The 23,583-nt window shown below is 48.8% G+C and carries 21 protein-coding genes and 2 pseudogenes; 20 read left to right on the plus strand and 3 right to left on the minus strand.

The window, feature by feature from the left end:
- Window positions 1–31: 31 nt before the first annotated feature.
- From AC0YN0_RS03235 to sigK (AC0YN0_RS03245), 3 genes and pseudogenes are all read left to right on the plus strand, one after another.
- Window positions 32–2,743 (plus strand): glycoside hydrolase family 3 protein, encoded by a 2,712-nt coding sequence (locus AC0YN0_RS03235; RefSeq protein WP_475819970.1) that lies wholly within the window; start codon window positions 32–34, stop codon window positions 2,741–2,743.
- A 69-nt stretch (window positions 2,744–2,812) separates the two neighbouring features.
- On the plus strand, window positions 2,813–5,266 hold the full coding sequence (locus tag AC0YN0_RS03240; protein ID WP_475819971.1) for a glycoside hydrolase family 2 TIM barrel-domain containing protein: 2,454 nt from the start codon (window positions 2,813–2,815) through the stop codon (window positions 5,264–5,266).
- 125 nt (window positions 5,267–5,391) lie between these two features.
- A pseudogene (gene sigK, locus AC0YN0_RS03245) lies at window positions 5,392–5,871 on the plus strand (RNA polymerase sporulation sigma factor SigK); the annotation flags it as partial.
- 159 nt (window positions 5,872–6,030) lie between these two features.
- Here sigK (AC0YN0_RS03245) and AC0YN0_RS03250 read toward each other — a convergent pair.
- The gene (locus AC0YN0_RS03250; protein WP_475819972.1) at window positions 6,031–6,204 is read right to left on the minus strand and encodes a hypothetical protein; all 174 of its coding nucleotides are present in this window, start codon (window positions 6,202–6,204) and stop codon (window positions 6,031–6,033) included.
- A 114-nt stretch (window positions 6,205–6,318) separates the two neighbouring features.
- On the opposite strand from AC0YN0_RS03250, the gene AC0YN0_RS03255 reads away from it, so the two are divergent.
- Window positions 6,319–7,788: a sensor histidine kinase gene (locus AC0YN0_RS03255; RefSeq protein WP_475819973.1), complete on the plus strand. Its 1,470-nt coding sequence runs from the start codon at window positions 6,319–6,321 to the stop codon at window positions 7,786–7,788.
- Window positions 7,789–7,802: 14 nt separating this feature from the next.
- Here AC0YN0_RS03255 and AC0YN0_RS03260 read toward each other — a convergent pair whose 3' ends face one another.
- Window positions 7,803–8,390 carry a response regulator transcription factor gene (locus AC0YN0_RS03260; protein WP_475819974.1) on the minus strand — a complete coding sequence of 196 codons (588 nt, stop codon included), beginning with the start codon at window positions 8,388–8,390 and terminating at the stop codon, window positions 7,803–7,805.
- A gap of 244 nt (window positions 8,391–8,634) precedes the next feature.
- On the opposite strand from AC0YN0_RS03260, the gene AC0YN0_RS03265 reads away from it, so the two are divergent.
- The 13 genes from AC0YN0_RS03265 to AC0YN0_RS03325 all read left to right on the plus strand — a co-directional run bounded on the left by AC0YN0_RS03265 (window position 8,635) and on the right by AC0YN0_RS03325 (window position 19,498).
- Window positions 8,635–9,102: a hypothetical protein gene (locus AC0YN0_RS03265; RefSeq protein WP_475819975.1), complete on the plus strand. Its 468-nt coding sequence runs from the start codon at window positions 8,635–8,637 to the stop codon at window positions 9,100–9,102.
- A complete protein-coding gene (locus AC0YN0_RS03270) occupies window positions 9,102–10,160 on the plus strand; it encodes a phage tail sheath subtilisin-like domain-containing protein (RefSeq protein ID WP_475819976.1) in 1,059 nt (352 codons plus the stop codon). Before AC0YN0_RS03265 ends, AC0YN0_RS03270 begins: the two co-directional genes overlap by 1 nt.
- A 39-nt stretch (window positions 10,161–10,199) precedes the next feature.
- A complete protein-coding gene (locus AC0YN0_RS03275) occupies window positions 10,200–10,634 on the plus strand; it encodes a phage tail tube protein (RefSeq protein ID WP_337102570.1) in 435 nt (144 codons plus the stop codon).
- A gap of 85 nt (window positions 10,635–10,719) precedes the next feature.
- A complete protein-coding gene (locus tag AC0YN0_RS03280) occupies window positions 10,720–11,118 on the plus strand; it encodes a phage tail assembly chaperone (RefSeq protein WP_475819977.1) in 399 nt (132 codons plus the stop codon).
- 254 nt (window positions 11,119–11,372) lie between these two features.
- On the plus strand, window positions 11,373–13,289 hold the full coding sequence (locus tag AC0YN0_RS03285) for a phage tail tape measure protein (RefSeq protein WP_475819978.1): 1,917 nt from the start codon (window positions 11,373–11,375) through the stop codon (window positions 13,287–13,289).
- Entirely contained in the window at window positions 13,289–13,948 is a 660-nt protein-coding gene (locus AC0YN0_RS03290) for a LysM peptidoglycan-binding domain-containing protein (protein WP_475819979.1), read from the plus strand. The genes AC0YN0_RS03285 and AC0YN0_RS03290 overlap by 1 nt, the downstream gene beginning before the upstream one ends.
- The gene (locus tag AC0YN0_RS03295) at window positions 13,945–14,958 is read left to right on the plus strand and encodes an XkdQ/YqbQ family protein (RefSeq protein ID WP_475819980.1); all 1,014 of its coding nucleotides are present in this window, start codon (window positions 13,945–13,947) and stop codon (window positions 14,956–14,958) included. Before AC0YN0_RS03290 ends, AC0YN0_RS03295 begins: the two co-directional genes overlap by 4 nt.
- Before the next feature lies 1 nt (window position 14,959).
- A complete protein-coding gene (locus AC0YN0_RS03300; RefSeq protein WP_442053169.1) occupies window positions 14,960–15,412 on the plus strand; it encodes a DUF2577 family protein in 453 nt (150 codons plus the stop codon).
- Complete coding sequence (locus AC0YN0_RS03305; RefSeq protein ID WP_475819981.1) at window positions 15,412–15,825, plus strand: DUF2634 domain-containing protein; 414 nt, start codon at window positions 15,412–15,414, stop codon at window positions 15,823–15,825. The genes AC0YN0_RS03300 and AC0YN0_RS03305 overlap by 1 nt, the downstream gene beginning before the upstream one ends.
- 1 nt (window position 15,826) lies before the next feature.
- Window positions 15,827–16,888, plus strand: coding sequence for a baseplate J/gp47 family protein (locus tag AC0YN0_RS03310; RefSeq protein WP_475819982.1), 1,062 nt, complete (start codon window positions 15,827–15,829; stop codon window positions 16,886–16,888).
- Entirely contained in the window at window positions 16,878–17,465 is a 588-nt protein-coding gene (locus AC0YN0_RS03315; protein WP_475819983.1) for a putative phage tail protein, read from the plus strand. Before AC0YN0_RS03310 ends, AC0YN0_RS03315 begins: the two co-directional genes overlap by 11 nt.
- Window positions 17,455–19,248 (plus strand): discoidin domain-containing protein, encoded by a 1,794-nt coding sequence (locus AC0YN0_RS03320; RefSeq protein ID WP_475819984.1) that lies wholly within the window; start codon window positions 17,455–17,457, stop codon window positions 19,246–19,248. Before AC0YN0_RS03315 ends, AC0YN0_RS03320 begins: the two co-directional genes overlap by 11 nt.
- Complete coding sequence (locus tag AC0YN0_RS03325) at window positions 19,232–19,498, plus strand: hypothetical protein (RefSeq protein WP_442053293.1); 267 nt, start codon at window positions 19,232–19,234, stop codon at window positions 19,496–19,498. The genes AC0YN0_RS03320 and AC0YN0_RS03325 overlap by 17 nt, the downstream gene beginning before the upstream one ends.
- 79 nt (window positions 19,499–19,577) lie before the next feature.
- On the opposite strand, the gene AC0YN0_RS03330 is transcribed toward AC0YN0_RS03325, so the two are convergent.
- Window positions 19,578–19,700: a hypothetical protein gene (locus AC0YN0_RS03330; protein WP_475819985.1), complete on the minus strand. Its 123-nt coding sequence runs from the start codon at window positions 19,698–19,700 to the stop codon at window positions 19,578–19,580.
- A 441-nt stretch (window positions 19,701–20,141) separates the two neighbouring features.
- Between AC0YN0_RS03330 and AC0YN0_RS03335 the strand changes: the two are divergent.
- The 3 genes and pseudogenes from AC0YN0_RS03335 (at window position 20,142) to AC0YN0_RS03345 (ending at window position 23,508) form a co-directional block, all read left to right on the plus strand.
- A pseudogene (locus tag AC0YN0_RS03335) lies at window positions 20,142–20,683 on the plus strand (ATPase).
- 16 nt (window positions 20,684–20,699) lie between these two features.
- Window positions 20,700–21,257, plus strand: a complete 558-nt coding sequence (sigK, locus tag AC0YN0_RS03340; RefSeq protein ID WP_475820884.1) for an RNA polymerase sporulation sigma factor SigK — start codon at window positions 20,700–20,702, stop codon at window positions 21,255–21,257.
- A gap of 487 nt (window positions 21,258–21,744) precedes the next feature.
- On the plus strand, window positions 21,745–23,508 hold the full coding sequence (locus AC0YN0_RS03345; protein ID WP_475819986.1) for a multicopper oxidase family protein: 1,764 nt from the start codon (window positions 21,745–21,747) through the stop codon (window positions 23,506–23,508).
- Window positions 23,509–23,583: the final 75 nt, after the last annotated feature.

Below are 23,583 nucleotides of genomic sequence, written 5' to 3' on the forward strand. Positions count from 1 at the left end.
ATATAAAGCGATTTGACGGAGGGAGATTCATATGACCGAAAAACGATATTCATTGGATTCTACGTTAGGCGAATTATTGGAGAACGCTGAGGCACTTAAATTTATAACAGACACGGTGCCAGAACTGTTAACGGATTCGACTTTGAATTTAATTAAAAGCGTAAGCTTACAAATCCTCATTAGTCAGAGCACCGCTGATAAAGTGTCGCTTTTTAACGCACTAATTGCGGCAGCCAATGGGGAAGAAGTTCATTATGATCCGAATGCCGGGAAGCTTGAACCGGCACGTATCCTCGTACGGGGCGAACTCGAATATCATATTGACGATGTCGACGGCCAATTCTATATGCTGGAGCCGCAATTCTCGGGCTGTTTCGTTGTCACTTTTTCGAAACGGATGGATGAGACCGTGTACGGAACGATTACGTGCAATGGGCAAGAGTTGCCCCAAGGCGTATTGAAGTCTATAGAAATCGCTGGTGGCCTGCAGATGCTAGGTATTCCTGTGCGGGACTATTTCGTAGAGTATGGTCAGGAGTATATCTTGCACGCGGAAGGCTTTGTGGATATAGACGGGAAAATGATGGAATCGCAAGACTTTACGGTAAAGACAATGCCGAAAACCGATCCAGATCCCGCGTATGCCGAACATGAGGAGGTGGCTTTGCAAGCGGCGAGAGAAGGCATCGTCTTGTTGAAAAACGAAAATCAGTTGCTTCCGATTTCTCCGTCCAGCCAAATACAAGTTGTAGGTGCATCTGAGTTTCGCGTCGGGGCGGCAGGAGCGGGAAGAATTAATCCCCGGTATAGCATTCGGCTGCTTCGCGCCATTGATGAGTACAGCCAGTTTGAGTTAACCGAATTTGCAGAGATCGCGGTAATCGTCATCAGCCGAGGTTCAAGCGAAAACCTGGACAATAATCCGATCCCCGGAGGGTATTACCTGACGGAGAAAGAAGAGTCTAGTATCCAAAGCATGACCAGCCGTTATCGTCACGTTATTGCCATTATCAATTCGGGTTATCCCATCGATATGCGCTGGGCGGACAAGTACGGGGTTCAATCGGTATTGTGGTGCGGGTTCCCAGGCATGTTGGGCGGAAGAGCATTGGTTGAACTATTGGATGGACGAGTCAATCCTTCTGGCAAGTTGCCCGACACATGGAGCCTCGACTATTTCGACATTCCGGCTAGCGCGAATTTTTATACAGCTACGGACGGAAGACCCGTTTTATCTACGGACTTCCCTTATTTTATTGATACCGTTTATGAAGAAGACATTTACGTGGGGTATCGCTATTTCGAAACGTTTAACAAGCCGGTTGCCTATTGTTTTGGATACGGACTCTCTTACACGAGCTTTGCATTGTCCTATCAATTAGATGGAATGAAGCTTCATGTTAACGTGCAAAATACAGGTCGATTTGCTGGAAAAGAGGTTGTCCAACTTTATGCATGTATTCCCGAAGGTAAATTGGAGCAACCCGACAAACGGTTAATTGGCTTTGCGAAAACGGCTTTGCTGCAGCCTGGCGAAGCCGATAACCTAATTATCGAGATCAGCAAAGAATCCCTCTCGTCTTATGATGCGGAGAATGCTCAATGGATTATTGAGAAGGGCAGCTACAAATTTTATGCAGGTCAATCGATTCAACTAGCGACTTTGGTTGACGAGTTGGCATTTGAGGATGAAATGTTGGCACAAGTAGAAAATGCGATGCAGCCTCCTGTAGCTATTCAAGTGTTATCCAAGCAAAATCCGGCATTCCCGAGCGGGAAATATTCAGGAGTTAAGGAAGGCGTCACAAAACTATCGACGAAAGCACAAAGAAAGAGCTACCCGGTACCGGATGAAGTCGAAGAGATCGTCCACGGAATGAGCGTGGAAGAACTCGCGCGTTTAAGTGTGTGCGCCTCCCACGGCTGGGGGATGCATGAGAAAGGCGAAGCAGGAAGGATTTACTCGATCGATCAATACGATATGCCTGAATATACCGTTGCCGACGGAAATAACGGCGTCAATATTGTGAAGCCGAATATCGGAATGCCTTGCAGCAATACGGTGTGCGCAACCTTCAATCCGCAATTGGCTTACGACATTGGCCGGGTCATCGCGGAAGAGGCCAAAGAGAACAATATTCATATGATTCTGGCTCCCGGCATGAACATCCACCGGAATCCGCTCAACGGCAGACATCCTGAATATTTCAGTGAAGATCCTTACTTGACAGGCATTATGGCGGGAAATCAAAGCAAGGGTCTTGAGGAAAATGGCGTTTCCAGTTGCCTGAAGCACACCGTAGCCAATAATTGTGAGTCTGCAAGAAAACGGAATAACAGCATCGTAACCGAACGCGCGCTTCGCGAGATTTACCTGAAGGCGTTCGAAGTAGCGATCCGCGTTCATAAACCGGATTCTATCATGACTGGATATAATGCAGTGAACGGAGTATTCACGGCCGAGGATGAGGAAATGATTCAGGGAATTTTCCGCCGGGAGTTCGGCTTCGAAGGATTCGTTATGACCGATTGGAATTCATATGATACGGCAGATGTAGTTGCGGCCATTCAAGCAGGAAACGGCTGGATGACTCCTGGTACTACGGATAACACATTCGTTACACCGATCATAAACGGAGTTCGCGAAGGGAAAATCGACCAGAGGCGACTGCGACATAACGTAAGCTCGATGCTGCGGGTCGTAGAGAAACGTACGGGACGCAAAATCGTGAAGAAGCAATAGCAGTTCAGATTTGAGAACGAGACCCCAAATGGGGTGTCTAATACTATGATGAGAAAGAGGATGCTAAAGATGATTCGAGTTTCTTTTAACGATAACTGGACAGTAGGCAAAAAAAGCGGCTTTTTTTCAGAAATGACGAGTGCGCCGGTGCAGCCAAAGCCTGTTACTTTGCCGCATGACGAGATGATCGAAAGAAAACGTCAGAAGCCTGAGGCTGGAAGCGATCCCGGCAAACATCTGAATGCCGTTGGCTATTTTCCTGAAGGTGAATACGACTACAAAAAGACGTTTTTTGTACCTGCCGAATATATGGAAAAAAGAGTAACGATCGAATTTGAAGGTGTATATGCTAATGCGATGGTATATATCAACGGCGATTTTGCCGGGCAGTGTCCGAATGGCTATACGAATTTTTACATTAAAGCAGACCGTTTTCTCAAATACGGAGTAGACAACGAAATCAAAGTTGTTACGATGAATTATAAAGACTCCCGCTGGTATACAGGTGCCGGTATTTATCGAAATACGAAGCTTATCGTCGGAGATTTGATTCATATCGCCCTTGATGGTGTGAAGGTATCCACCCCGGATATTACGGGTGACCGTGCAGCAGTTGCCGTGGCAACTGTCATCGAGAACGAAGGGATTCACACCCGTACAGTGAATGTTCAGACGGAAATTGTGGATGCAGGCGGGAAAGTTGTGGCCAGTGACGTTGCGCCTATTACGCTATTCGCAGGGGAAAGCGCTACGCTTCGCCAACGTGTCTATGTCAGATCGCCCAAGCTATGGAGCGTGGAGCAGCCGAATTTATATAGCTGCAGGACTCGTCTTGTGGCCGATAAGGAACAGATCGACGAGGAGACGAATACTTTCGGCATTCGCTCGTTATCTATTGATCCCGACAGAGGACTTAGCATTAACGGTGAGGTCGTGAAGCTGCGCGGCGCTTGCATTCATCATGACAATGGCGTAATCGGGGCAGCAACGATTGATCGGGCTGAAGAGCGCCGTGTCGAAATTCTCAAGGAAGCGGGTTTCAATGCCCTGAGAAGCTCGCATAATCCGATAAGCAAAGCGATGCTGGATGCCTGCGACCGCCACGGAATGCTGGTTATGGACGAGAGTTATGATATGTGGACTTCAACGAAGACCGATTACGATTATGCGCTTCATTTTCCGGTATGGTGGGAGAAAGATATCGAAGCGATGGTCAACAAAAATTACAATCACCCATCTGTCATTATGTATTCAATCGGCAATGAAATTCCGGAGACAGGACGTGCGATCGATTCCGTGTGGGGACGGAAGCTGGCGGAGAAGGTTCGGTCGCTAGACAATACCCGCTTTGTAACGAATTCCATTAATTTCATGGTTGCCATTATGGAAGAGTTCAAGAAGATGAAGCAAAATGGTGTCGGCGCTCAGGACAGTAATGAAGGTATTAATACTATGATGAACAATATGAAAGACATCTTGGACGCGATCGCCTCAAGTGACTTAGCTACGGCAAAAACGACAGAATCGTTCGCGTATGTGGACATCGCTGCATATAACTATGCGGACGGACGTTATTTGAATGATATAGAGCTTTTCCCGAACCGTGTGATCGTTGGCGGAGAAACTTATGCATCGAGTATCGATAAGAATTGGAAGCTGGTGAAGGAGAACAGTCACGTTATCGGTGACTTTACTTGGACAGGCTGGGACTATCTTGGGGAAGCTGGGATAGGAAAAGTCACCTATGATCCGAGTGAAATGGCTGGGGGCGTCTTTGGCGCATATCCTTGGCTAGCAGCTTGGGTAGGAGATATTGATATTACCGGGCACCGTCGGCCGGTTTCGTATTATCGCGAAATCGTGTTCGGACTTCGCAAGGATCCATACATTGCGGTACAACGGCCGGAGTATTATGACAAAGAGGCGATTTTGTCGATGTGGAGCTGGAGCGATTCCGTATCGAGCTGGTCGTGGAACGGTTACGAAGGGAAGCCAGTCAAGGTAGAAGTTTATGCCGACGCTGAGGAAGTCGAGCTTCTGGTGAACGGCCAATCGGAAGGAAGAGCGGCCGTTGGCGAAGAGCAACGCTTTAAAGCGGAGTTCGATACGGTATACGAGTCTGGCAAAATCGTAGCGGTAGCCTACGCGAAGGGAGAAGAAATCGGACGGATGACGCTTCGTTCGGCGAGTGGCGCCGTCACTTTGAAAGTTGAGGCGGATCGCACTGAAATTTCTGCTTCTGATAGCGACTTGTCGTTCGTGACGATCAGTTTGGTGGACGAGCATGGACATGTATACAACACCGCTGACCGCAAAGTGGCGATCAAGGTGGAAGGACCAGCTGTCCTGCAAGGCTTCGGCAGCGCTAATCCGAAGTCCGAGGAAAACTTCTTCGATACCGAGCGCACAACGTTCGACGGCAGAGTGCTAGCGGTCATACGTCCAACGGGCGCAGGCCTCATCAAAGTTACGGTAACGGCGGAAGACTGCGCTTCACAATCAACGCAGATTCATGCCATATAAATCGAACGAGCGTCAGGGACAGGGACACTTCCCTGGGTCTGAGGAACACGAACTTCATATAAGGCTTGCGTACGTTGGATGAGACTGCACAACAAGTCGAAGCGAGGCTTTAATAAATGACTTAGGATCTCGAGGATCTGATCTCCATCGGAACGATCGGCCTCATCAAGGCGATCGAAAGCTTCCAGACCGGCAAAGGTACAAAGCTCGCGACGTTCGCGGCACGCTGTATCGAGAACGTAATACTTATGCACCTTCGCAGTCTAAAGAAGACGCGCAAGGACGTGTCGCTCCACGATCCTATCGGTACGGACAAGGAAGGCAACGAAGTTACGCTCATCGACATCCTCGGCACGGAAGCCGACGATGTGGCGGATAAAGTGCAGCTCAAGATCGAGAAATCGAAAATATACAAGAATCTCGATATATTGGGTGACCGGGAGAAAGAGGTCGTCATCGGCCGTTTCGGTCTCATCCACGGCGGAGACGAGCGGACGCAGCGGGAGATCGCGAAGGAGCTGGGCATCTCGCGGAGCTATGTCAGCCGGATTGAGAAACGGGCGTTGATGAAGCTGTATCATGAGTTTTATAAGGCAAAGAAGTGATTGCGGACGCTACCTGTAGAGGTGGCGTCTTTTCTATGAGTACTGCTAAGTAGATCCATTAAGAAGAAGCCGGTGAATAGGAGATGTAAAATTAGGCATGCGTTAAGGAACAAACAGAGCTGCTCTGTTTGTTCCTTGTATTAACGTGATCAATACACCCTACCCATGGTCCATTCGACCATCTGCTAGCCGACGTACCCAATCGTTCCATAGCTCCAGCCATACGGTCTTGAAGTTTGCAACATCGATGAGTTTCCATGTATAGATCAAATAATTGAGAGAGTACGGGGCATCGGTGCATGTTATGAGCGGATTGCCGTTGGGCGAACGCATGCCATTGTCACCTTCTTTCTGAGGAATAAGACGTTCTAAAGTAAAGGAATAACGGTTGGGCTCAGGGAATAGATAAGAGGGAGCAGGTAATCCAAGCTTAAAGGGGTCAGAATAGTGAAGTTTCTGTATATCTTGATGTTTCTCTCCATGTGGTCGCTGGGGATATTTTTCTTATTCCGTCGCACGACCTCGAACTTTTGGATCGCGCAAACCTTTCTTGTAGGAGGGATGGCCAGCTACACGTTCAGCATGCATTTGACCATAATGCCTTATTTCGTAGATGCTGCTTGGCTGCCTGAGCTGTTAAGCCGATTGCTCTATTTATCTACTGTGGTCGCTATGAACTTGTACTTCTATGTATTGCCTTATGTATTCTGCATGAGCGGACTATTGCTGAATGAGAAAATATCGCTTGCATGGAAACGGGGATGGACCATTCTATTGTTCGTTGGGATGGCTGTGTTGTTTGGCAATCATTTGATTAACGAGCCGTGGAACACATTCGAGCTTCATTTATTCCGGTTATGGGACGGTTTGTTTGTCGCTTTCGGCTGTGTGTTCTATATGCTTGCTTATGTGCGTGAGCGCAAGAGTGCGCGCGGCAATAGCCAGAGAAGGACATTAGTTCTTCCTGTCGTGATGCTCTGGGCTTATGTATCCGATTACTTGGGAATGGATTATTTGCAATTGGGCTGGTGGACATTCGAGCTGCGCAGCAATGGGGTGTGGCAGGCGAATGTAGTCATCATATTTGCTTTGTTTGCCGCAATGCTGTTTTTCTCCATCCGTTACGGCATATTCGGCCTCAAGCTGCGAATTGAACGGGAACGGCTTGATTACTCTATCCGAACGCTGACGATGGGAGTTACGATACTGAACCATTCGATTAAGAATGAGATCCAGAAAGTCGATTATTTGGCGGAGAAAAGCGTACAGCTTCTGGCTTCAGGCAAACAGGAGCATGCTGTGCAAACGATTAGCCAGATTCATGGCTTAACCTCGCATTTGCTCCATATGGTGAATCGTATTAAAGAAAAAGCGGAAGATATTGAACTGGATGTAAGCACGCTGGAAATAAGAGAGCTGATTGAAGCAGTAACAGCTTCTTCTCGTCCGCTAACAGAGAGCAGAGCGGTTCGACTAACGACTTCGTATGAAACGTATGGAAAGCTTATTGGCGATGAGGTGCATCTAAAGGAAACGCTGTCGAATCTGATTCGCAATGCGCTGGACTCCATATCGGGCGAGGGCGGAGAAATCAGACTGCACACCTCGTATGCGAGGCGGGAGCTGCGGATTGACGTGATCGACAATGGCGCAGGAATTACGCTTGAGGATTTGTCCCGTATTTTCGAGCCCTTCTACACGACGAAAAAAAACGCCTTGAATTACGGTTTAGGGTTAACCTATTGCCGCGGCGTGATGGCTAAGCATGGAGGCAAGCTTACGGTCGCTGCCAGCGAGCTGGGGAAGGGAACGACATTCCGGCTGCATTTTCCACGCCATAAATTTAAACCGTCAGAACGTATTCAAGTTGCTGAGCTTAATGAACTCAAAGAATCGAATCATGAGCAGACAGCTTGATACAAGTTGCCGAACTAATCCATTTTGAAATTGGTTAGCTTATTCTTAATGCTGCGCAATTGCGATTTAATCGTGTTGGTTGACTTGTGCAGCCGTTCCGAAATTTCACGCTTGCTGAGCCCATTCTGACGGAGATCGAAAACTTCACGCTCCGTTGACGACAGCTCCATAAGCTGAACCTCATTGCGCATGGCGCGGGCAGCGTCAGGATGAATGGAAGCCCGGCCGCAGGTAGCCTCGCGAATGGCCAGCAATATATCCTGATAGCTGGATTTGTTAATATAATTCATTGCGCCAAGCCTGAAGGAACGCAAGATGACTTCAGACTCGGTGATTGAGGTTAGCATTATGACGATGGCAGACCTTGTGCGTTCATCACGCAAAATTTGCTCTGCCGCATCCAGACCGTCAAGATTGTTGCCGGTGAGATTGATATCCATCAGGATGACATCCGGCAATTCTTGAATGGCAAGCGCTACAGCCTCTTCTTTAGTTGCTGCAACTCCGACCATTTGAATGTCTGGCTCGACGGCGAGGTCCATCCCTATATGGCTCCGCCAGAACGGATCATCATCCACCAGCATGACACGGATTGACTCCATACAATTCCTCCGAATCTATCATCAATAAGACTGGTTTTATTATAACAAATAGATATGCCGCGTGAGAAGGATGAACTGTTTTCACCCCCCGGGTGAAGAAAGTTCATCCTTTTCGCTGTTTGCCGCTAAGCCTATAATCCGAAATGTCAACTGATCAAATGTTAGAAGCGAGGGATCAAATGTTCAATGGGTGCCCAACAAGCAAATGAACAATGGTTCACACGGATGGCAGGTGAGTGCAAGGATGTTTGTATCTGGGGAAATCGTAAGGCTAGCGGAGCTGTTACTTGAAATTTTTCCAGCCGCAACGGTTCATCGCTATCAGGAGCCGGAAGCGCCGGCGAGCGGACAGTTTACTGTAAGCTTCAAGCAAGAAACGCGGCGCAATGAAACGAGAAGCTACACGGCAATAGAACGGCAGTTCGAGATTATCACGTATGCGGAGACTGCGGAAACCGTAGTGTTATGGATGGAAGCAGTCAGCAGGTATGTGATGAACGAGCGCCCAAGAGCCGTTAGCGGCGAGCCTGTATGGAATGAACGTGTAGAGTCGATCAGCTTGAATGCTCCGATTAAACTCGAAAGCGGGTTGCGGGCATGCAGCGCCGTACTAACGGTGCGCTCGCGCGAGCCGATTGTGTTCGAGCAGCAGGAGAAGATGGAGAAGGTTGAAATGCGTACAACAATTCGATTGAAGGGTGGCATGAATTAATGGGCGGTACATGGGATCCAATCAGCCTGCCGGTGCGTCCGGGGCTGTACATCAATTTCGTAGAAGCTGCGGCGGCACAAATAAAAGGCGGCGCAAGAGGGGTAGTGGCATTGCCGTTATTCGAGTATGAGGGTACGGCGATTGCAGGACAGTTTTATACGGTTGAAAAGGAGATTGAGGCCATACAGCTGTTTGGCGCAGATGCAGTCGAGCCAATCTCGCTGGTGCTGCAAGGCGGAGCGAAGGAGGTACTGGTGTATACCGTACCGGCGATTGCCGGCGATACCGTATCTGCTGCGGAATATGCTGGCATTCGCGACGCTTTCAGCACGAGACAATTTAACGTATTTGTTTATCCGGAGCTGCTGTCGGCGGATGAACGTTCGGCTGCGCAGCTTTGGTGCAAGGACAGCCGTGAGGACGAGGGCAAGCATTTCATCACTGTATTTGGCGGAAGCCTAACGGATGATTCGTCGATTGACACCGGCAATCAGCGCAGCGTTGATCTGGCCGACGATTATGTCGTGAATTTGGTTACGGGTGCTGTCATTAATGGAGGAACGTACAGCTCCGCAAGTTATGCGCCGTATATTGCCGGCTTGATCGCGGGGACAGCGATCAATAAGTCGATTACCTACAGCCCGGTTCGGGCGAATGACGTGAATAAACGATTGAAGAACAGCGAGATCAACCGCTCGCTTCAGCAAGGCTCGCTTGTGCTTGTGCATGACGGCGAGAAGGTAAAGGTAGAGCAAGGGCTGGTTACCAGCGGCCGCAAAATCCGCGCAATCCGCGCCCGTCAAGCGATTGCGACCGATATTCCGAAAGCGGCTGCCGAGTCCTATATCGGCAAGCTGGACAATAATGCAGACGGTCAAGCGGCGCTGATCGCTGCAGTGAAGGCTTATCTTGAGCGGCTTGAGCTGAACAATGTGCTGACTGACATTGCGGTTACGCTTGATCCGGAACGGAAGTCCGAAGGCGATACCGTGTACTTGCTGATTGGCTTCACCGAGATCGACAGCATGGAGCGGATTCTGTTAACGATTAAAGTTTAACGGAGATTCGATTTTAACTAAATTTAGGAGGGATTTGTTGTGCTGGATTCAACTCGCGTCATTAACGGTACTTACGGCTACGTCTATTACGACGGCAGATGGCTGACAAATGTGAAATCGGCGGAAGCGAATGTGGAAATTACGAAGGAAGAAATCAAGCGTGCCGGAACGCGCTGGACGGCGCATAAGGTGACCGGACTCAGCGGCTCGGGAACGATTACCGGCTATAAGGTGACGTCCGAATTCGTCGAGCTCATCGGGCAAATTGCCGATGACAGCAAAGGCACGTTTACGACAGAGTTGATTCTGAAGCTGGAAGATCCGGAATCGTATGGCGCATACCGCGTTCGACTGAAGGGAGTAACCTTCGACAAGGTGCCGCTGATGCATTTTGAGGTCGGATCGATTGTGGAAGAGGAGCTGCCATTTAATTTCACTGGCTACGAGCTGATGGATAAATTGACGGCGGAATAGACGTTATGCCTATTGCTGGCGCCGGAGTGGAGCTGCCATTCCGGCGCAGTATATAAATCAATTAAGTAGAAGGAGCTGACTATTAATGATTACTACAGACAATAGACAAGGTGTAGTATTGCAGGCGTTGCTTGGAGCGGACAGCAAGCCGAAGAAGGATGTGCCGATGAAGCGTCTTGATGTGGAATTTCAAATTCAGGCGCTTGACGGGAAAACGATTAACCGCATTCAGGAGCAATGCACGCATTATATCGGGAAAGGCCAGAAGCGGGAGAAGGTGCTCGACGAGGAGCAGTTCGGTGCGTTAGTCATTCAGAAAGCATGCTTGATTCCAGATTGGTCGGCAAGAGAGCTGACTGATAAATACGGCACACCAACAGAAGCGATTCTTGGCGTTCTGCTGGCCGGCGAAATCGCCAAGCTGTCTGCGGAAATACTTGAGATCAGCGGCTTCAACAACGATGAGGATGAAATAAAAAACTGATCAAAGCGGGCGGCGAGGCCTTTCTGCTGCATCTTATTTTTCAGCGCCATCATATTCCTCCAGACGCGATGTTCAACAAGGATGAGAATGTGAAGCGTTTCATGTACGCTTCGATGATGCTGCAGCTGGAGGAGGAAGAGAAGGCGCGCAAAGAGGAGCAGCGGGCTGCCCGCAGGATGAAGCCGTGAAGCTGCGGCTTGGAACGGAGGTGAGCAGGTATGAGTTCTCTCTCGATAGGCGGGAATCAGAAAAATATGAGCAAATCAGAGCTTAAGTATTTGGCTAGTTTAACTAGCGGGCTTAAAGATTTGCATAAGGTCATGAAGAAAAGCCAAATATCCGGTGGTTTCACTAGCATAACGAAGCAGTTGGGGGCGCTTTCCGCCAGTAAATCGACGGGAAGTGAGCTGCTAAGCAAAAATTACAATCCGCTAGAGAAAGCAGCACAAAAGCATTTGATTGATGAACGCAAGCATGTTCGCGTGAAGCGCGATCCGGTTGGAGGAATCGCAAGCGCTGCCCAGCAGATGGCATCAGGCGATATTAGCGCCAGACTAAGCCAGAAATGGATGGGAGCAAAGCTGAAAACGGCAGCCGTTGCCTCTTACGCTTCCAACAGGCTTACAAAGCTGCAAACATCTCGGGATAAGGCGGGCATTATGCCGTATCATCAGTTGTCCGATGAAGAGAAGGATCGGACGATATCGATGATTGGCGCAGCCGGAAACGTGTTTGGCTCGCTGAAAGATCAATCACTGGAAGCGGCCAAAACGTTCAGCACAGCGGTGGAAACACTGCGCGCCGCTTCGATGGCTCCGCCAGCGGAAATGGGAGCGATGATCAAGCAGCTGCGCGAGCTCGGGGGAACAACACCGCAATCCTTGAATGAGATCGCAGCCGTGATGGGGAATTTGCGAGGCAATGCGCAACTTACTGGCGATAAATTGCGCGTGATGACCAAAACGGTACTTGATGCTTCCCGGTTAAGCGGCTCGAACAGCGCTCAAGCGGCGGATTCCGTTGCGAAGGTGATGGCCGCTTGGGATATTAAGCCGGAGGCCAGTACGGAATGGATGGATAAGTTTTTTGCCGCGAGCCGGGCGAGCGGCTCGAACATGGGCGATTTGATGAAAAGCATGGGGCTGCTAGGAACGCCAATGAAGCAAATGGGACTCAGCTTCGAACAGTCGATGGAGCTGATGTCGAAATGGCAGAATGAAGGCTTGAACCCGCTGCAGGAAGCGATGAAGAAGGACTTTTACGGCGAGGGCTTTGCTGCGATTGCCGCCAAGATTAGATCGGCTAAAACCGAAACGGATGCCCTATCCATTGCTTCGATGTACTTTGGCGAACGAGTAAGCGCCGATATGGTAAAGGCGCTTGGGGGTAACTCCATTGATTTCAGCGGTGTGATGGGAGCGATGGCTCAGTCGAACGGCGCAATTAGCCAGCAAGCTGCCAGCGTGCAGACGTTTGGCGATAAGTGGACGATGCTGCAGAATCGAATAACAACGGCTCTAGCGCCTATTGGTGAGTTGTTGCTTCCGATTGGCAATGCGATTGCCTGGTTAGCCGAGATGCTGACAGCAAATTCGGAAATTGCAATAGGTGCTCTAGGTGCAGTTGTAGCTTTTCTCATGATTGCATACGGGCCGGCTATGGTCGCTACAGCGATCGCAACCTTAGCTGCCTTCTGGCCCATTATTCTGATAGCCGCTATCATCGGCGCAGCAATCGCTGGCGTGACGTATCTAGTCAAGAAGCACATTGATACGATTATGGGCGTTATCAACACGGTAACGGAGAAGCTGTCAGGATTGTTCAGTCTGTTTGACGACGACAAGAAGGCGCAGCTTGATGCCAATGTAAGTCAAACGGTGACAACGCAAGGGACATATAGCGGGCCAACGATTTCAAGCGCTGGCGGCCCTCCCACAAGCAAATATCATGGCATGGATTACGTGCCGTATGACGGGATGATGGCCCGGCTGCACAAAGGCGAGCGGATAATGACCGCCAGCGAGAATAGACAGTTTTCACAAGGGGGCAGCGGAGGCGGATCGATATCGATTACGGGCAATACATTTAATGTCCGCCATGAATCGGATATCGACGCGATTGCAAGAGCGTTAGCCCGCGAAATTAAGTCGGCGGGAGGGCTGATGGCGTAATGGCGGAGCTGCAATTTTGGCTGAAAACGGCGGATGAGAAGGCGTGGCTGCAGCTGCCGGTTAATCCGGAGCAGGTATCGGTAAAAAGCTCCTATGGCTACGAGGATGTTCAGGTCACGCAGCTTGGCGAGTATACGATTATTGGCGAGCCTTCCTTAAAGGAATATGCTTTTGGCTCTTTTTTCCCGCGAGACTATCACCCCGGCTATTGTGAATATGAGAATCTGCCTCCCCCGTGGGAAGCCGTGGAGCGAATCGAGCTATGGATGGCGACTCGCAAGCCAATTCGTCTCGATATTACCGGAACCGCGATTAAAGGGCTGACAACCATCCGCTCCTTCCAGTACAGCGAGCGCGCCGGCAATCCCGGCGATGTGTATTATGAGCTGGAGCTGAAGGCGTATAAGTCCGTGGAATTTCGCGAGGTGGAGACATCAGGCTCCGGCAAAGCGATGGTGATCGCGGAGGAGAAGCGTCCTGAGCTGCGAACGCCGCCAGCCTCGTATATTGTCGTTCCGGGCGATACATTATGGAAAATCGCTCAGCGCACTTTAGGCAACGGCGACAGATGGCGCGAGGTTTACACAGCGAATCAAGCCGCAATCGGCAAAGATCCGAACCGGCTCATTCCCGGTCAAAAGCTGGTGATCCCGGCATGAGCTGGAGCGTGATCTATAAGGACGCCAAGCAAGAGGCGCATCTGGATCATATCGTGAAGTCCGTGAGCTGGAGCGGCGATGTTATGCAGGCAGCCCGTAAGCTGACGGTGCAGGTCTCCAATACTAGCGATCTGCGCAAGCCGTTGATTGCATTCCAGAAAGGCGCCGAGCTGCGGCTGGTTGAGGATGGGAAGAAGGAGCTATTTCGCGGTGTGCTATTCGCCGATTCCATGGACTCCGGCGGTCAAATGACGTTGACGGCGTACGACGAGAACATTTATTTGACCAAAAACAAGGATACAAAAATTTTTCGCGGGCAAACGGCCGCTGCGATTATCAAGAAGCTGTGTAATGAATTTTCTATACCGCTTGGTGAGGTGCACGACACGAAGTTCGTTATTCCGAAGCTGGTTTTTCGCGACAAAACGCTATTTGAAATGATGGTGACAGCGCTGACGGAATCAGAGAAACAGAATGGCGAGCGGTTTTTTCTTTCTTCAAAGGAAGGAAAGCTGCAATTATTGGCCCGCAAGCAGCAGAAAAAGAAGTGGGTGCTGGAGAATGGCGTCAATTTGTTGACGGCGAGCTACAGTCAGTCGATTGAAGAGACGCGCACGCAAGTGAAGATAGCAGGCGGCGACGAGAAGAAAAAGGAGCTTTCGGCTGTTGCCAAGGACGGCGAGGTTATTAAGCTGTATGGTGTGATGCAGCATTTGGAGAAGCCGGGACAGAATATGACGAAATCGCAAATGGAGCAGCGTGCCAAGCAGCTGTTGAAGGATTTGGCGATGATCAAGGACGAAGCGAGAATCGAGTGCTTAGGCATCCCGGATGTAATCGCCGGCTCCTGCATTTATGTGAAGGAAGAGCTGACGGGAATTGTCGGCGGCTATTATGTATCTGCCGACGAGCACCGCTATGAGAAGAGCAGCCACACGATGTCGCTGACGCTATCGGCAACCGACGATCTGCCGAAGATGGAATACAAGGAACAGAAGGGGGCGCAATAGCATGGAGCGCATTGAAGGCTCGGGAGCAAGCCAGCTCGTTCAGTTGATCCGCGCTATCGGTCATAATACCGATATTACGTTCGAGCTGGCGACGGTGACTGCCGACGCTCCGGAGCTGAAGATTAAAGTGGATCATATGAATATCGAGCTGGAGAAGGATGATTTGATTGTTGCGAAATCGCTGACGAAGCATATACGCAGTGTGACGCTGACGAGCAAGGATAAGGGTAAGATTTCATCGACTAGTGTAAGTATGAACTACAATATGGTTCTTGCTAATGCATCTGTAACAACGTTTGATTTTAATTCCTTCGGTCTTGATACCGCCGAGTTCAAGGTCGAGACAGCGGAACTGGAATTTCTCGACGAACTGAAGAAGGGTGAACGAGTTATCGTTACAGGTATCAATCAGGGGCAAACCTACATTATTTTGGATCGGGCGGTGATGTATTAATGGCATTATCTCCGCTGCAGAGTCGGGAGGAACGGTATGATGCCGTTGCTCCGAAAGCTAGTCCGTCCCGCACTTATCTTCTTAATTTCGATACAGGCGAAGTGGAGGAACGGTTGATCGACGGGGTGGATGCACTGCGTCAGTCGATCCGCAAGGCAATCGAAACGGCTCGTTATCGCTATATGATTTACAACGGCCAATACGGCTGTGAGCTGAATGACCTGCTTGGGCAGGACATATCCCAGCAGCTGCTGAAGAGCGAAATCAAACGTGTTATATCGGAGGCGTTGCTGGCTGATGACCGAATTCAATCCGTCGGGCAATTCCAGATTGAACGAGTCGGCGATAAGCTGTTCGCATCGTTTGCAGTAACAACATCCGAGGGCGTTATGGAGCAGGAGGTGAGCATGTAACATGTTCGAGCAAGAAACGAAGAGATCCATTCTGGATCGGATGCTGGCAGCCTCGCCGGACAGTCTGGACAGACGACAGGGGTCGGTTACCTTTGACCTGTTGTCGCCAGTAGCTATTGAACTGGCGCAAGCCTATATTCAGCTGGATAATGTGCTGCGGTTTGGTTTTGCCGGTTCTCAGCAGCCTTCCGTTTTTTTGGATATGAGAGCTGCTGAGGTTGGCGTATTCCGGCTGGAAAGCGTAAAGGCGGCAGGGATTGTCGTATTCAACGGCAATGAGAATGTGTCGATCCCCGTAGGCACAGCGGTTTCAACCGATGAGGAAACCCCGATTACGTTCATAACGGCTGAGCCGGGAATTATTCAGCAAGGCAAAGCGGCTGTGAAAGCTTATGCGGCCAATGGGGGAGCAGCCGGGAATATTGCAGCCGGGCGGATTAAGCTGATGCTTGGCTCGTTGTCGGGAGTTGTGGCGGTTACGAACCCGGAACCGTTCGATAACGGGACGGATACCGAAAGCGACGAATCGCTGCTTAACCGGTATTACGACCGGGTACGGCGTCCAGCCACAAGCGGCAACGAGTGGCATTACCGCCAGTGGGCGCTAGAGGTAGCTGGCGTTGGCGATGTGAAAGTATTTCCCGTTTGGGCCGGCAATGGAACAGTGAAGCTAACGATACTTTCGAAAGATAAGAAAGCTCCTGATGGCGACATTATTAAACGTGTCTCCGATGCTGTTGGTGCGCGGCGTCCGGTTGGTGCTTCTGTAACGGTCTGGCCGGCTAAGGAAGTTCCTCTTCGGGTTTCGGCTGCGCTTAAGCTAGCCCCGGGAGCTGAAATGGATAAAATTTCCGACTTGTTTCAGCTTCAACTCACGGAGTATTTAGCGGAGCTTGCTTTCCGTCATGATATTGTTCCTTATAACCGGATATTCGGCTTGTTGCTTGATATCAATGAGATTGCGGACTTTAGCGATTTGCGTATTAATGGGGTTAACGGCAATTTATCGCTGGAGGCAGATGAGGTTGCTATAGCTGGGGCGGTGAATTTCGTTGTCTCGTAATATTTTGGCTGACATGTTGGATTATTTGCCTATTTACTATTCCGAGTCAGCGCTTGTTGATAATTTGACCAGCCGTGAAGCAGAGGAATTGCAAATTCTTCATACCCGCATGGAAGACGTGTTGAGGCAGTTCTTTGTCGGAACTGCAACATGGGGATTATCGAAATGGGAAGAGCTTTGCGGCATTCCGACGGACAATGACAAGCCATTCGAACAGCGGCGTTCGGTTATACTGACGAAGCTTCGCGGTGCGGGTACGATTACGCTGGCCACGATTAAAGAGGTGGTTGACTCCTTCGAGAACGGCGTTATTCAACTGGAGGAAAACTTCTCTAGATATGAGGTTATTATTACGTTTATCGGCACGCGAGGTCTGCCGCCGAATTTGGATGATGTCGAGCATGCGTTGCGCGAAGTTGTACCGGCGCATTTGCAGATCAGCTTCCGGTTCACTTATTTGGTCTGGGAGGAGCTGGACTTGGCAGGTCTATCCTGGGCAGAGCTGGAGGGTTTGAATATGACATGGGAGCAGCTTGAGGTTTGGAAACCAATTGAAAGGGAAGAGTATGATGCCTAACAAATTGCCGACAAATCTGCACACCTTTGAGGCTAACGATACAGTCAGTCGCGCTGCGCAGAATGAAAATATCAAAGTGATTGATGCGCTGTTTCACCCGTCAAGCGGACATCGGCATAGCGGAGAACCGGGTGATGCGCCGCCAATAGGGAGTGGGGGCTTAGCAACTGGAGCTGTAATAGCTGCCAAAATAGCAAGCGGAGCAGTTACATCGGAAAAGCTTGCTGCGGCATCTGTAACGAGCGACAAGCTTGCTGCATTCGCGGTTATGAATAGCAATTTGGGACTCGGTGCTGTATCCGCGGATAAGCTTGCTGAAGCTTCAGTTACAGGCAGCAGAATCGCCCCGGCTTCAGTTCATGCCGGGCATATTGTCGATGGCGCAGTAACGGAGAATAAGCTTGCTCCGGCTTCAATCACAAGCAGCAAGCTGACCAATGGCGCGATTACGGCGGATAAAGTAGCCGAAAATGCGATTACGAGCGTGAAAGTTGCGGACAATGCCGTTACAGCTAACAAGCTGGCGAGCAACAGTGTTGAACGCAGACATCTGCGGGGAGGCGGACTAGGCTCCAATATTGCGAAATTCAAACCGGTTAGCGTAACCGGAGGCAATCTTACCGGCAGTCCTACGGTGCATTATGCTGCCGACGGAGAGAACCAGTGGAGCATAAACCGCGTGGTTCAGCTTCCGCAATTTTTAACTATTAATCTTGGTAAAACCTATCATGGAATCGAAGGAATGTCATTTGGAACGGCTAACGGAGCGGATGCAGCTCAAGCTCCTCGCGGTTTTTATATTGAAGCCAGTTTGAATAACGGGACATGGACACGGGTGTACACCCACCCGGGCGGCGGGTATACGCCGTTTACCTACTTACCTTTTATTGGAGCCGCAAGCGCTGCTTATATTCGTCTAGTGATCACCGAACGGAGCGAGGGCGATATAACCTCCGTATCCGCTATAGCCGTATATAGCAGCTATTACGGTGCGATCGAACAAGAAGCATTAAACGATACCCGGCCTTGGGGGCTTAATGCCCGGCTTCAAGGGATGATGGTTATACCGCAAGGAGATATTACGGATGACGGAAACGGTTATATCTATATTAATAATACGATCGCAGTTGTAAACGCAGCTGCAGGTATGAAGTTTACCATATATGGCGGAGGCTATCACCTCCCGTCATGGGGGTATTTGTATGTAGATATTCCAACTGCTATCCCATCCGCTTGGAATAACGTAACTGTAAATCTAGCCGTGGGAGAGTATCCTCTATCTGTGAAACAATATGATAACCCTAATCGGCTTATTATTGCCCAGAGGGGCGAGAACGGTTATGCCTATTTTAATTGTGCATTGCCAGCAAGAGTTGCTGGAACGAGAATATACGCAGACTCTGTCAATGGGATCGAATTCCGTTCGTACTACAATCAATATTTGGAATTCAAACAAGGCAGCGGCTGGCAAATGCTGGAGAATAGATATGGGGCTGGCTTTGCCGCTATGCTGTCATCTGATAAGCAAACCATTACGAATGACGGAGCGGATACGATGACAATAACCGTAACCTTATCCGATGAGCAAGGTCAGATACAATCTGCTTTTAACGAGGAAGTGCAGCTTGAAATGAACGGAATGACGCAAGCGGTTAAGCTGACGGAGGGCGTTGGAACAATCACGGTCAGCAGCGAAGAGCCAGGAGAGTTTGTGCTGCGAACGGTGGGATTTGAACGTAACAGTCAAATGAAGGTGGTGATAACCGATGGCGAAAAAGCGTGACCCGCAACCGCAGCAAGCCCACTTCCACATCCCCGCCGATCCGCAGCGGCTTAAAGCAAAGCAAATTCAAGAACGCCAGCTCGAGCGTCAGTCTCAGCGGCAGGAGCTTAGCAGCTTGAAGGCGGAGTCCGGCTTCACGGTAACGAATGAAATGCTGTACGAGATGTTGTCCGATGTGCTTGAACAGCAAGCCATTATCGAGAGTAGGCTGCAGAAGCTATCCAAGCAGTTGCCGGGCCTGTCAGTTTAATTATGCAAGAATGGCAGAAAGACGTTATACAGGAGCAGCGCGAAGCAGCTCCGGGTTAACGTCTTTTTGATGCTGGCTATTATTTGGTCCGTCCGTATTGCTTGGCGTAGGAGATGATGCGATTGTACATCGTCTTATCTCCCAGCTTCTTCAGCGGATAAAACTGCGGCTTTGTGTTCACTTCGAGAATCCATGGCTTCACTATATTTGTCCGACATATTGAGAAGAAATGATTTAGATCCCAAAAGAGTAAAGTTAATAAGACATTCATTACGAGACAAAACCTTTTTGAAATGTTTTTATAATGGCTTTATGAATGAATATCAAAAAATTCAGAACGAGAATTTCTTTCAAGGATGCGATTACATCCTTACGTTTATAAGTGAGCCAGGAACGAGTGCAAAATTCATGGGTTGTTACAAAGTTGGTCTGGGTGAAGCAGTCAAATCCACAATGATGCCTTTAAATTTCCCGGTTGTTGAAATATAACGGAGCATTAATCCATGATTTAAGTAAGTTCATAAGATTAACTAGAGACAGAGCCAAATTGGACGCCAAAGCAAACGGTACCTACATTGTTTATGAGACACGTGAAGGTGAGTTTGTTAAGGAATATAGTAATAGTGGAAGCGGGAAAAGTACAATTCGGAATCTTATTGTCGATCGACTTGTTGTAAGTGTAAATATTGACCCTGATGCCTTGGCGCGCAGAATTGATAGTGAAAATCCCGAGCGACATCAAATATCAGCTGGGAAAGAAGCAATCAAGTTAGTTAGGGAGTGCAAAGCACATCAGAGGGACTTTACAGTTGAAACTACACTCGCTGGTGGCAATGTTATTCGTCAAATGCATGAAGCAAAAACAAAAATGGATTTGAGATTATTATGTTTTATGTAAGACTTTGTGATGTTCGTCTTAACATTGAACGTGTTGCAGCCCGGGTTCGAAATGGTGGTCATCATATTGAAACAGCAGATATTTTAAGACGTCATCAGACTTCATTGGAAAATTTAATTGAACACTTGGAGCTTATTGATCATTTGATTGTTATAGATAATAGCAGTACCGAAGGCGAAATTTTGCTTGAATCTGATCGGACAACTATAAATTATTATGAGAAGTTGCTTAACGAGTGGGTGCAAAACATCGATCGCCATTTGAAAAAAAGAATTGCTCAAGATTAACCGATTGCTGTCTCTGATGGTAATCGGTTATTTTTTATTAAAAACTACATCGGGTTGTGTTCACAATGTCAAAAAATTCGATAACACGGGCGAGGATCTCGAGGACCTGATCTCGATCGGCACGATTGGTCTCATCAAGGCGATCGAGAGCTTCCAGACCGGCAAAGGCACGAAGCTGTCGACGTTCGCGGCACGTTGTATCGAGAACGAAATACTTATGCACCTTCGCAGTCTAAAGAAGACGCGCAAGGACGTGTCGCTCCACGATCCAATCGGTACGGACAAGGAAGGCAACGAAATTACGCTCATCGACATCCTCGGCACGGAAGCCGACGATGTGGCCGATAAAGTGCAGCTCAAGATCGAGAAATCGAAAATATACAAAAACCTCGATATATTGGATGATCGGGAAAAAGAAGTTGTCATCGGCCGCTTCGGCCTTATCCACGGCGGCGACGAGCGGACACAGCGGGAGATTGCGAAGGAGCTTGGCATCTCGCGGAGTTATGTGTCGCGTATCGAGATGAGGGCTTTGATGAAGCTTTATCATGAGTTTTATAAGGCGAAGAAGTGATAGTGAGACGCCACCCAGCGGAGGTGGCGTCTTTTCTTATGGCAATTTATGAAGTGCGACACCAAGAAAACAAAAATTCCCATGCAGGCTACGTGTAAAATGCAACTTACCATTTTGTTCAGGAGAGACCAACATGAGCTAGGTCTACATCCTTCTACTTTCTCATGTGAACTGGCTCGTAGCGAACGGGACTTATGCTCCTAGCTCTCCCCAAGAAGCGTCCCTAGAGTGGAGATCTTCTAGTATACCTGTCGGCAAATATATCAAGGCACTTGCCGAAGAACTTAATCTGGGCTGCAGAAGATCTGGCCCCTGCCATGGATTGTTAATATCATTGAAGGGAATATGACAAATCGATGGGCTTTGTCAAAAGGGAGCACCTTGGTTGATGGGTTTGCCCAATAGAGACCAACTAATGTAGGTGGTATTTCTAAGGCGTGAAAGGCTGTTTTCCTTCATATACATGACGTATGAGGAGAGGATGAATATGGTTCAATCTTTAGATCCAAAAAAGATTCCTAAATACATAAATCAACTCGGACATACCCCGGTATATATGCCTTCTGTTCTTAGACAACCTGCGACTGGTCAAGTGATCGGACATTCCTATAATATTGTTGCTAGTGAGTTCAAACAGCAAATCTTACCGTCTGGTTTCGGTACAACGAAAGTATTTGGTTATGGTGGTATGGTACAGGAGCCACATACAGGAAGAGCTGTTTACTATAGAAGTGCTCCTGGCCCGACATTTGAAGCCATTCGTGGAACTCCTACGCATGTTCATTGGATAAATAACATAGTAGGCCCCCATTTTCTACCGGTAGATCCTACACTCGATTGGGCAAATCCAAATGCTGTGCCAGTTCCACTACCACCTTTTCCATCTTTTCCACCAGGATTTCCCCAAGCACAAAAAACGGTACCGATTGTCCCTCATTTGCACGGCGGAGAGAATCTATCTTATTACGACGGCTATCCTGATGCTTGGTGGACGGCAGATGGAAAGACAGGTCCAGCATTCACAACGAATAACTACATCTTCCCCAATATACAACAGACTACAACCCTTTGGTATCATGATCATACGATGGGAATAACACGTTTGAATAATTACGCGGGACTTTCAGGGTTATATGTGATCCGCGAACTCGATGACCCCATTGCTCCATTTCTCCCCAACAGAGAAAATGAGATGTCACTCATCATTCAGGACCGGTCCTTTCATGCGGATGGTTCTCTTTACTATGATTCTACTGGTGCTAATCCCAGCATTCATCCTTATGTGCCGCCAGAGTTTTTCGGAAATACGATAATGGTAAATGGAAAGGTGTGGCCGAACCTTGATGTCAAGCCTCAACGATATCGTTTTCGAGTTCTGAATGGATCGAACGCTCGGTTTTATCATTTACAGCTTTCCAATCAACAGACATTTATTCAAATCGGCAGCGACGGAGGTTATTTGCCTCAGCCAGCAGAGCTTTCATCACTGATGATTGCACCGGCAGAAAGAGCGGATATCCTTATCGATTTCTCATCTCTAGTCCCTGGTACGACCGTTATACTAAGGAATGACGCAAATGCCCCTTTCCCAGATGGTACGACGGCAGACCCGGACACCGTTGGTCAAATTATGCAATTTACCGTCATAAATGATACCGTCTTGCCGTCCCCCCAATTGCCTCCTGTTCTGAACAACATTCCGCAATTAAAGCCAACAATAACAAGAACATTGACCTTATTCGAACAGGAAGGGCCAAATGGTCCTCTGAAAGTTACGTTAGATGGCCAACTGTGGAGAAACCCTGTTTCGGAGATGCCGCGTGCAGGAACAACAGAAGATTGGCAAGTAGCGAACCTTACCCCTGACGCGCATCCGATTCATCTTCATCTCATTCAGTTTCTGCTCGTTAGCCGACAGAAATTCCGATCTGACGATTATCTAAGTGACTGGCAGACATTAAATCAAACGACAGCGCCGGGCACCCCGCCTTATTTTGTTCAGCCCAAGACACCGCCGATAGATCCATATTTGCAAGGTCAGCCTATTGCGCCTCCACCGAGTGAGAAAGGCTGGAAGGATACGATACAAATGCATCCTGGAGAAGTAACGACGATAAGAGTTCGGTTTACGTCCCAGAATGGCCGTCCCTTTCCATTCGATCCTAGTCTTGGACCTGGTTACGTATGGCATTGCCATATGCTTGAACATGAGGATAATGAAATGATGAGACCGTTAAAGATATTGCCTTAAAGATTCGTTAGCAGTAATGATAGGAGCTTTATATTGAACTATTATCAGTAAACAATGGGGCCTAGCTGTATTTAT

The sequence above is a fragment of the Paenibacillus sp. J22P218 genome, from assembly GCF_056269195.1.

What these genes read in the sequence shown, in the direction of transcription:
- AC0YN0_RS03235 (WP_475819970.1), top strand. Translation starts at nt 32, where the DNA reads ATGACCGAAAAACGATATTCATTGGATTCTACGTTAGGCGAATTATTG.
- AC0YN0_RS03240 (WP_475819971.1), top strand. Translation starts at nt 2,813, where the DNA reads ATGATTCGAGTTTCTTTTAACGATAACTGGACAGTAGGCAAAAAAAGC.
- AC0YN0_RS03250 (WP_475819972.1), bottom strand. Translation starts at nt 6,204, where the DNA reads ATGCGTTCGCCCAACGGCAATCCGCTCATAACATGCACCGATGCCCCG.
- AC0YN0_RS03260 (WP_475819974.1), bottom strand. Translation starts at nt 8,390, where the DNA reads ATGGAGTCAATCCGTGTCATGCTGGTGGATGATGATCCGTTCTGGCGG.
- AC0YN0_RS03265 (WP_475819975.1), top strand. Translation starts at nt 8,635, where the DNA reads ATGTTTGTATCTGGGGAAATCGTAAGGCTAGCGGAGCTGTTACTTGAA.
- AC0YN0_RS03270 (WP_475819976.1), top strand. Translation starts at nt 9,102, where the DNA reads ATGGGCGGTACATGGGATCCAATCAGCCTGCCGGTGCGTCCGGGGCTG.
- AC0YN0_RS03280 (WP_475819977.1), top strand. Translation starts at nt 10,720, where the DNA reads ATGATTACTACAGACAATAGACAAGGTGTAGTATTGCAGGCGTTGCTT.
- AC0YN0_RS03285 (WP_475819978.1), top strand. Translation starts at nt 11,373, where the DNA reads ATGAGCAAATCAGAGCTTAAGTATTTGGCTAGTTTAACTAGCGGGCTT.
- AC0YN0_RS03290 (WP_475819979.1), top strand. Translation starts at nt 13,289, where the DNA reads ATGGCGGAGCTGCAATTTTGGCTGAAAACGGCGGATGAGAAGGCGTGG.
- AC0YN0_RS03295 (WP_475819980.1), top strand. Translation starts at nt 13,945, where the DNA reads ATGAGCTGGAGCGTGATCTATAAGGACGCCAAGCAAGAGGCGCATCTG.
- AC0YN0_RS03300 (WP_442053169.1), top strand. Translation starts at nt 14,960, where the DNA reads ATGGAGCGCATTGAAGGCTCGGGAGCAAGCCAGCTCGTTCAGTTGATC.
- AC0YN0_RS03305 (WP_475819981.1), top strand. Translation starts at nt 15,412, where the DNA reads ATGGCATTATCTCCGCTGCAGAGTCGGGAGGAACGGTATGATGCCGTT.
- AC0YN0_RS03310 (WP_475819982.1), top strand. Translation starts at nt 15,827, where the DNA reads ATGTTCGAGCAAGAAACGAAGAGATCCATTCTGGATCGGATGCTGGCA.
- AC0YN0_RS03320 (WP_475819984.1), top strand. Translation starts at nt 17,455, where the DNA reads ATGATGCCTAACAAATTGCCGACAAATCTGCACACCTTTGAGGCTAAC.
- AC0YN0_RS03325 (WP_442053293.1), top strand. Translation starts at nt 19,232, where the DNA reads ATGGCGAAAAAGCGTGACCCGCAACCGCAGCAAGCCCACTTCCACATC.
- sigK (WP_475820884.1), top strand. Translation starts at nt 20,700, where the DNA reads ATGGTAATCGGTTATTTTTTATTAAAAACTACATCGGGTTGTGTTCAC.
- AC0YN0_RS03345 (WP_475819986.1), top strand. Translation starts at nt 21,745, where the DNA reads ATGGTTCAATCTTTAGATCCAAAAAAGATTCCTAAATACATAAATCAA.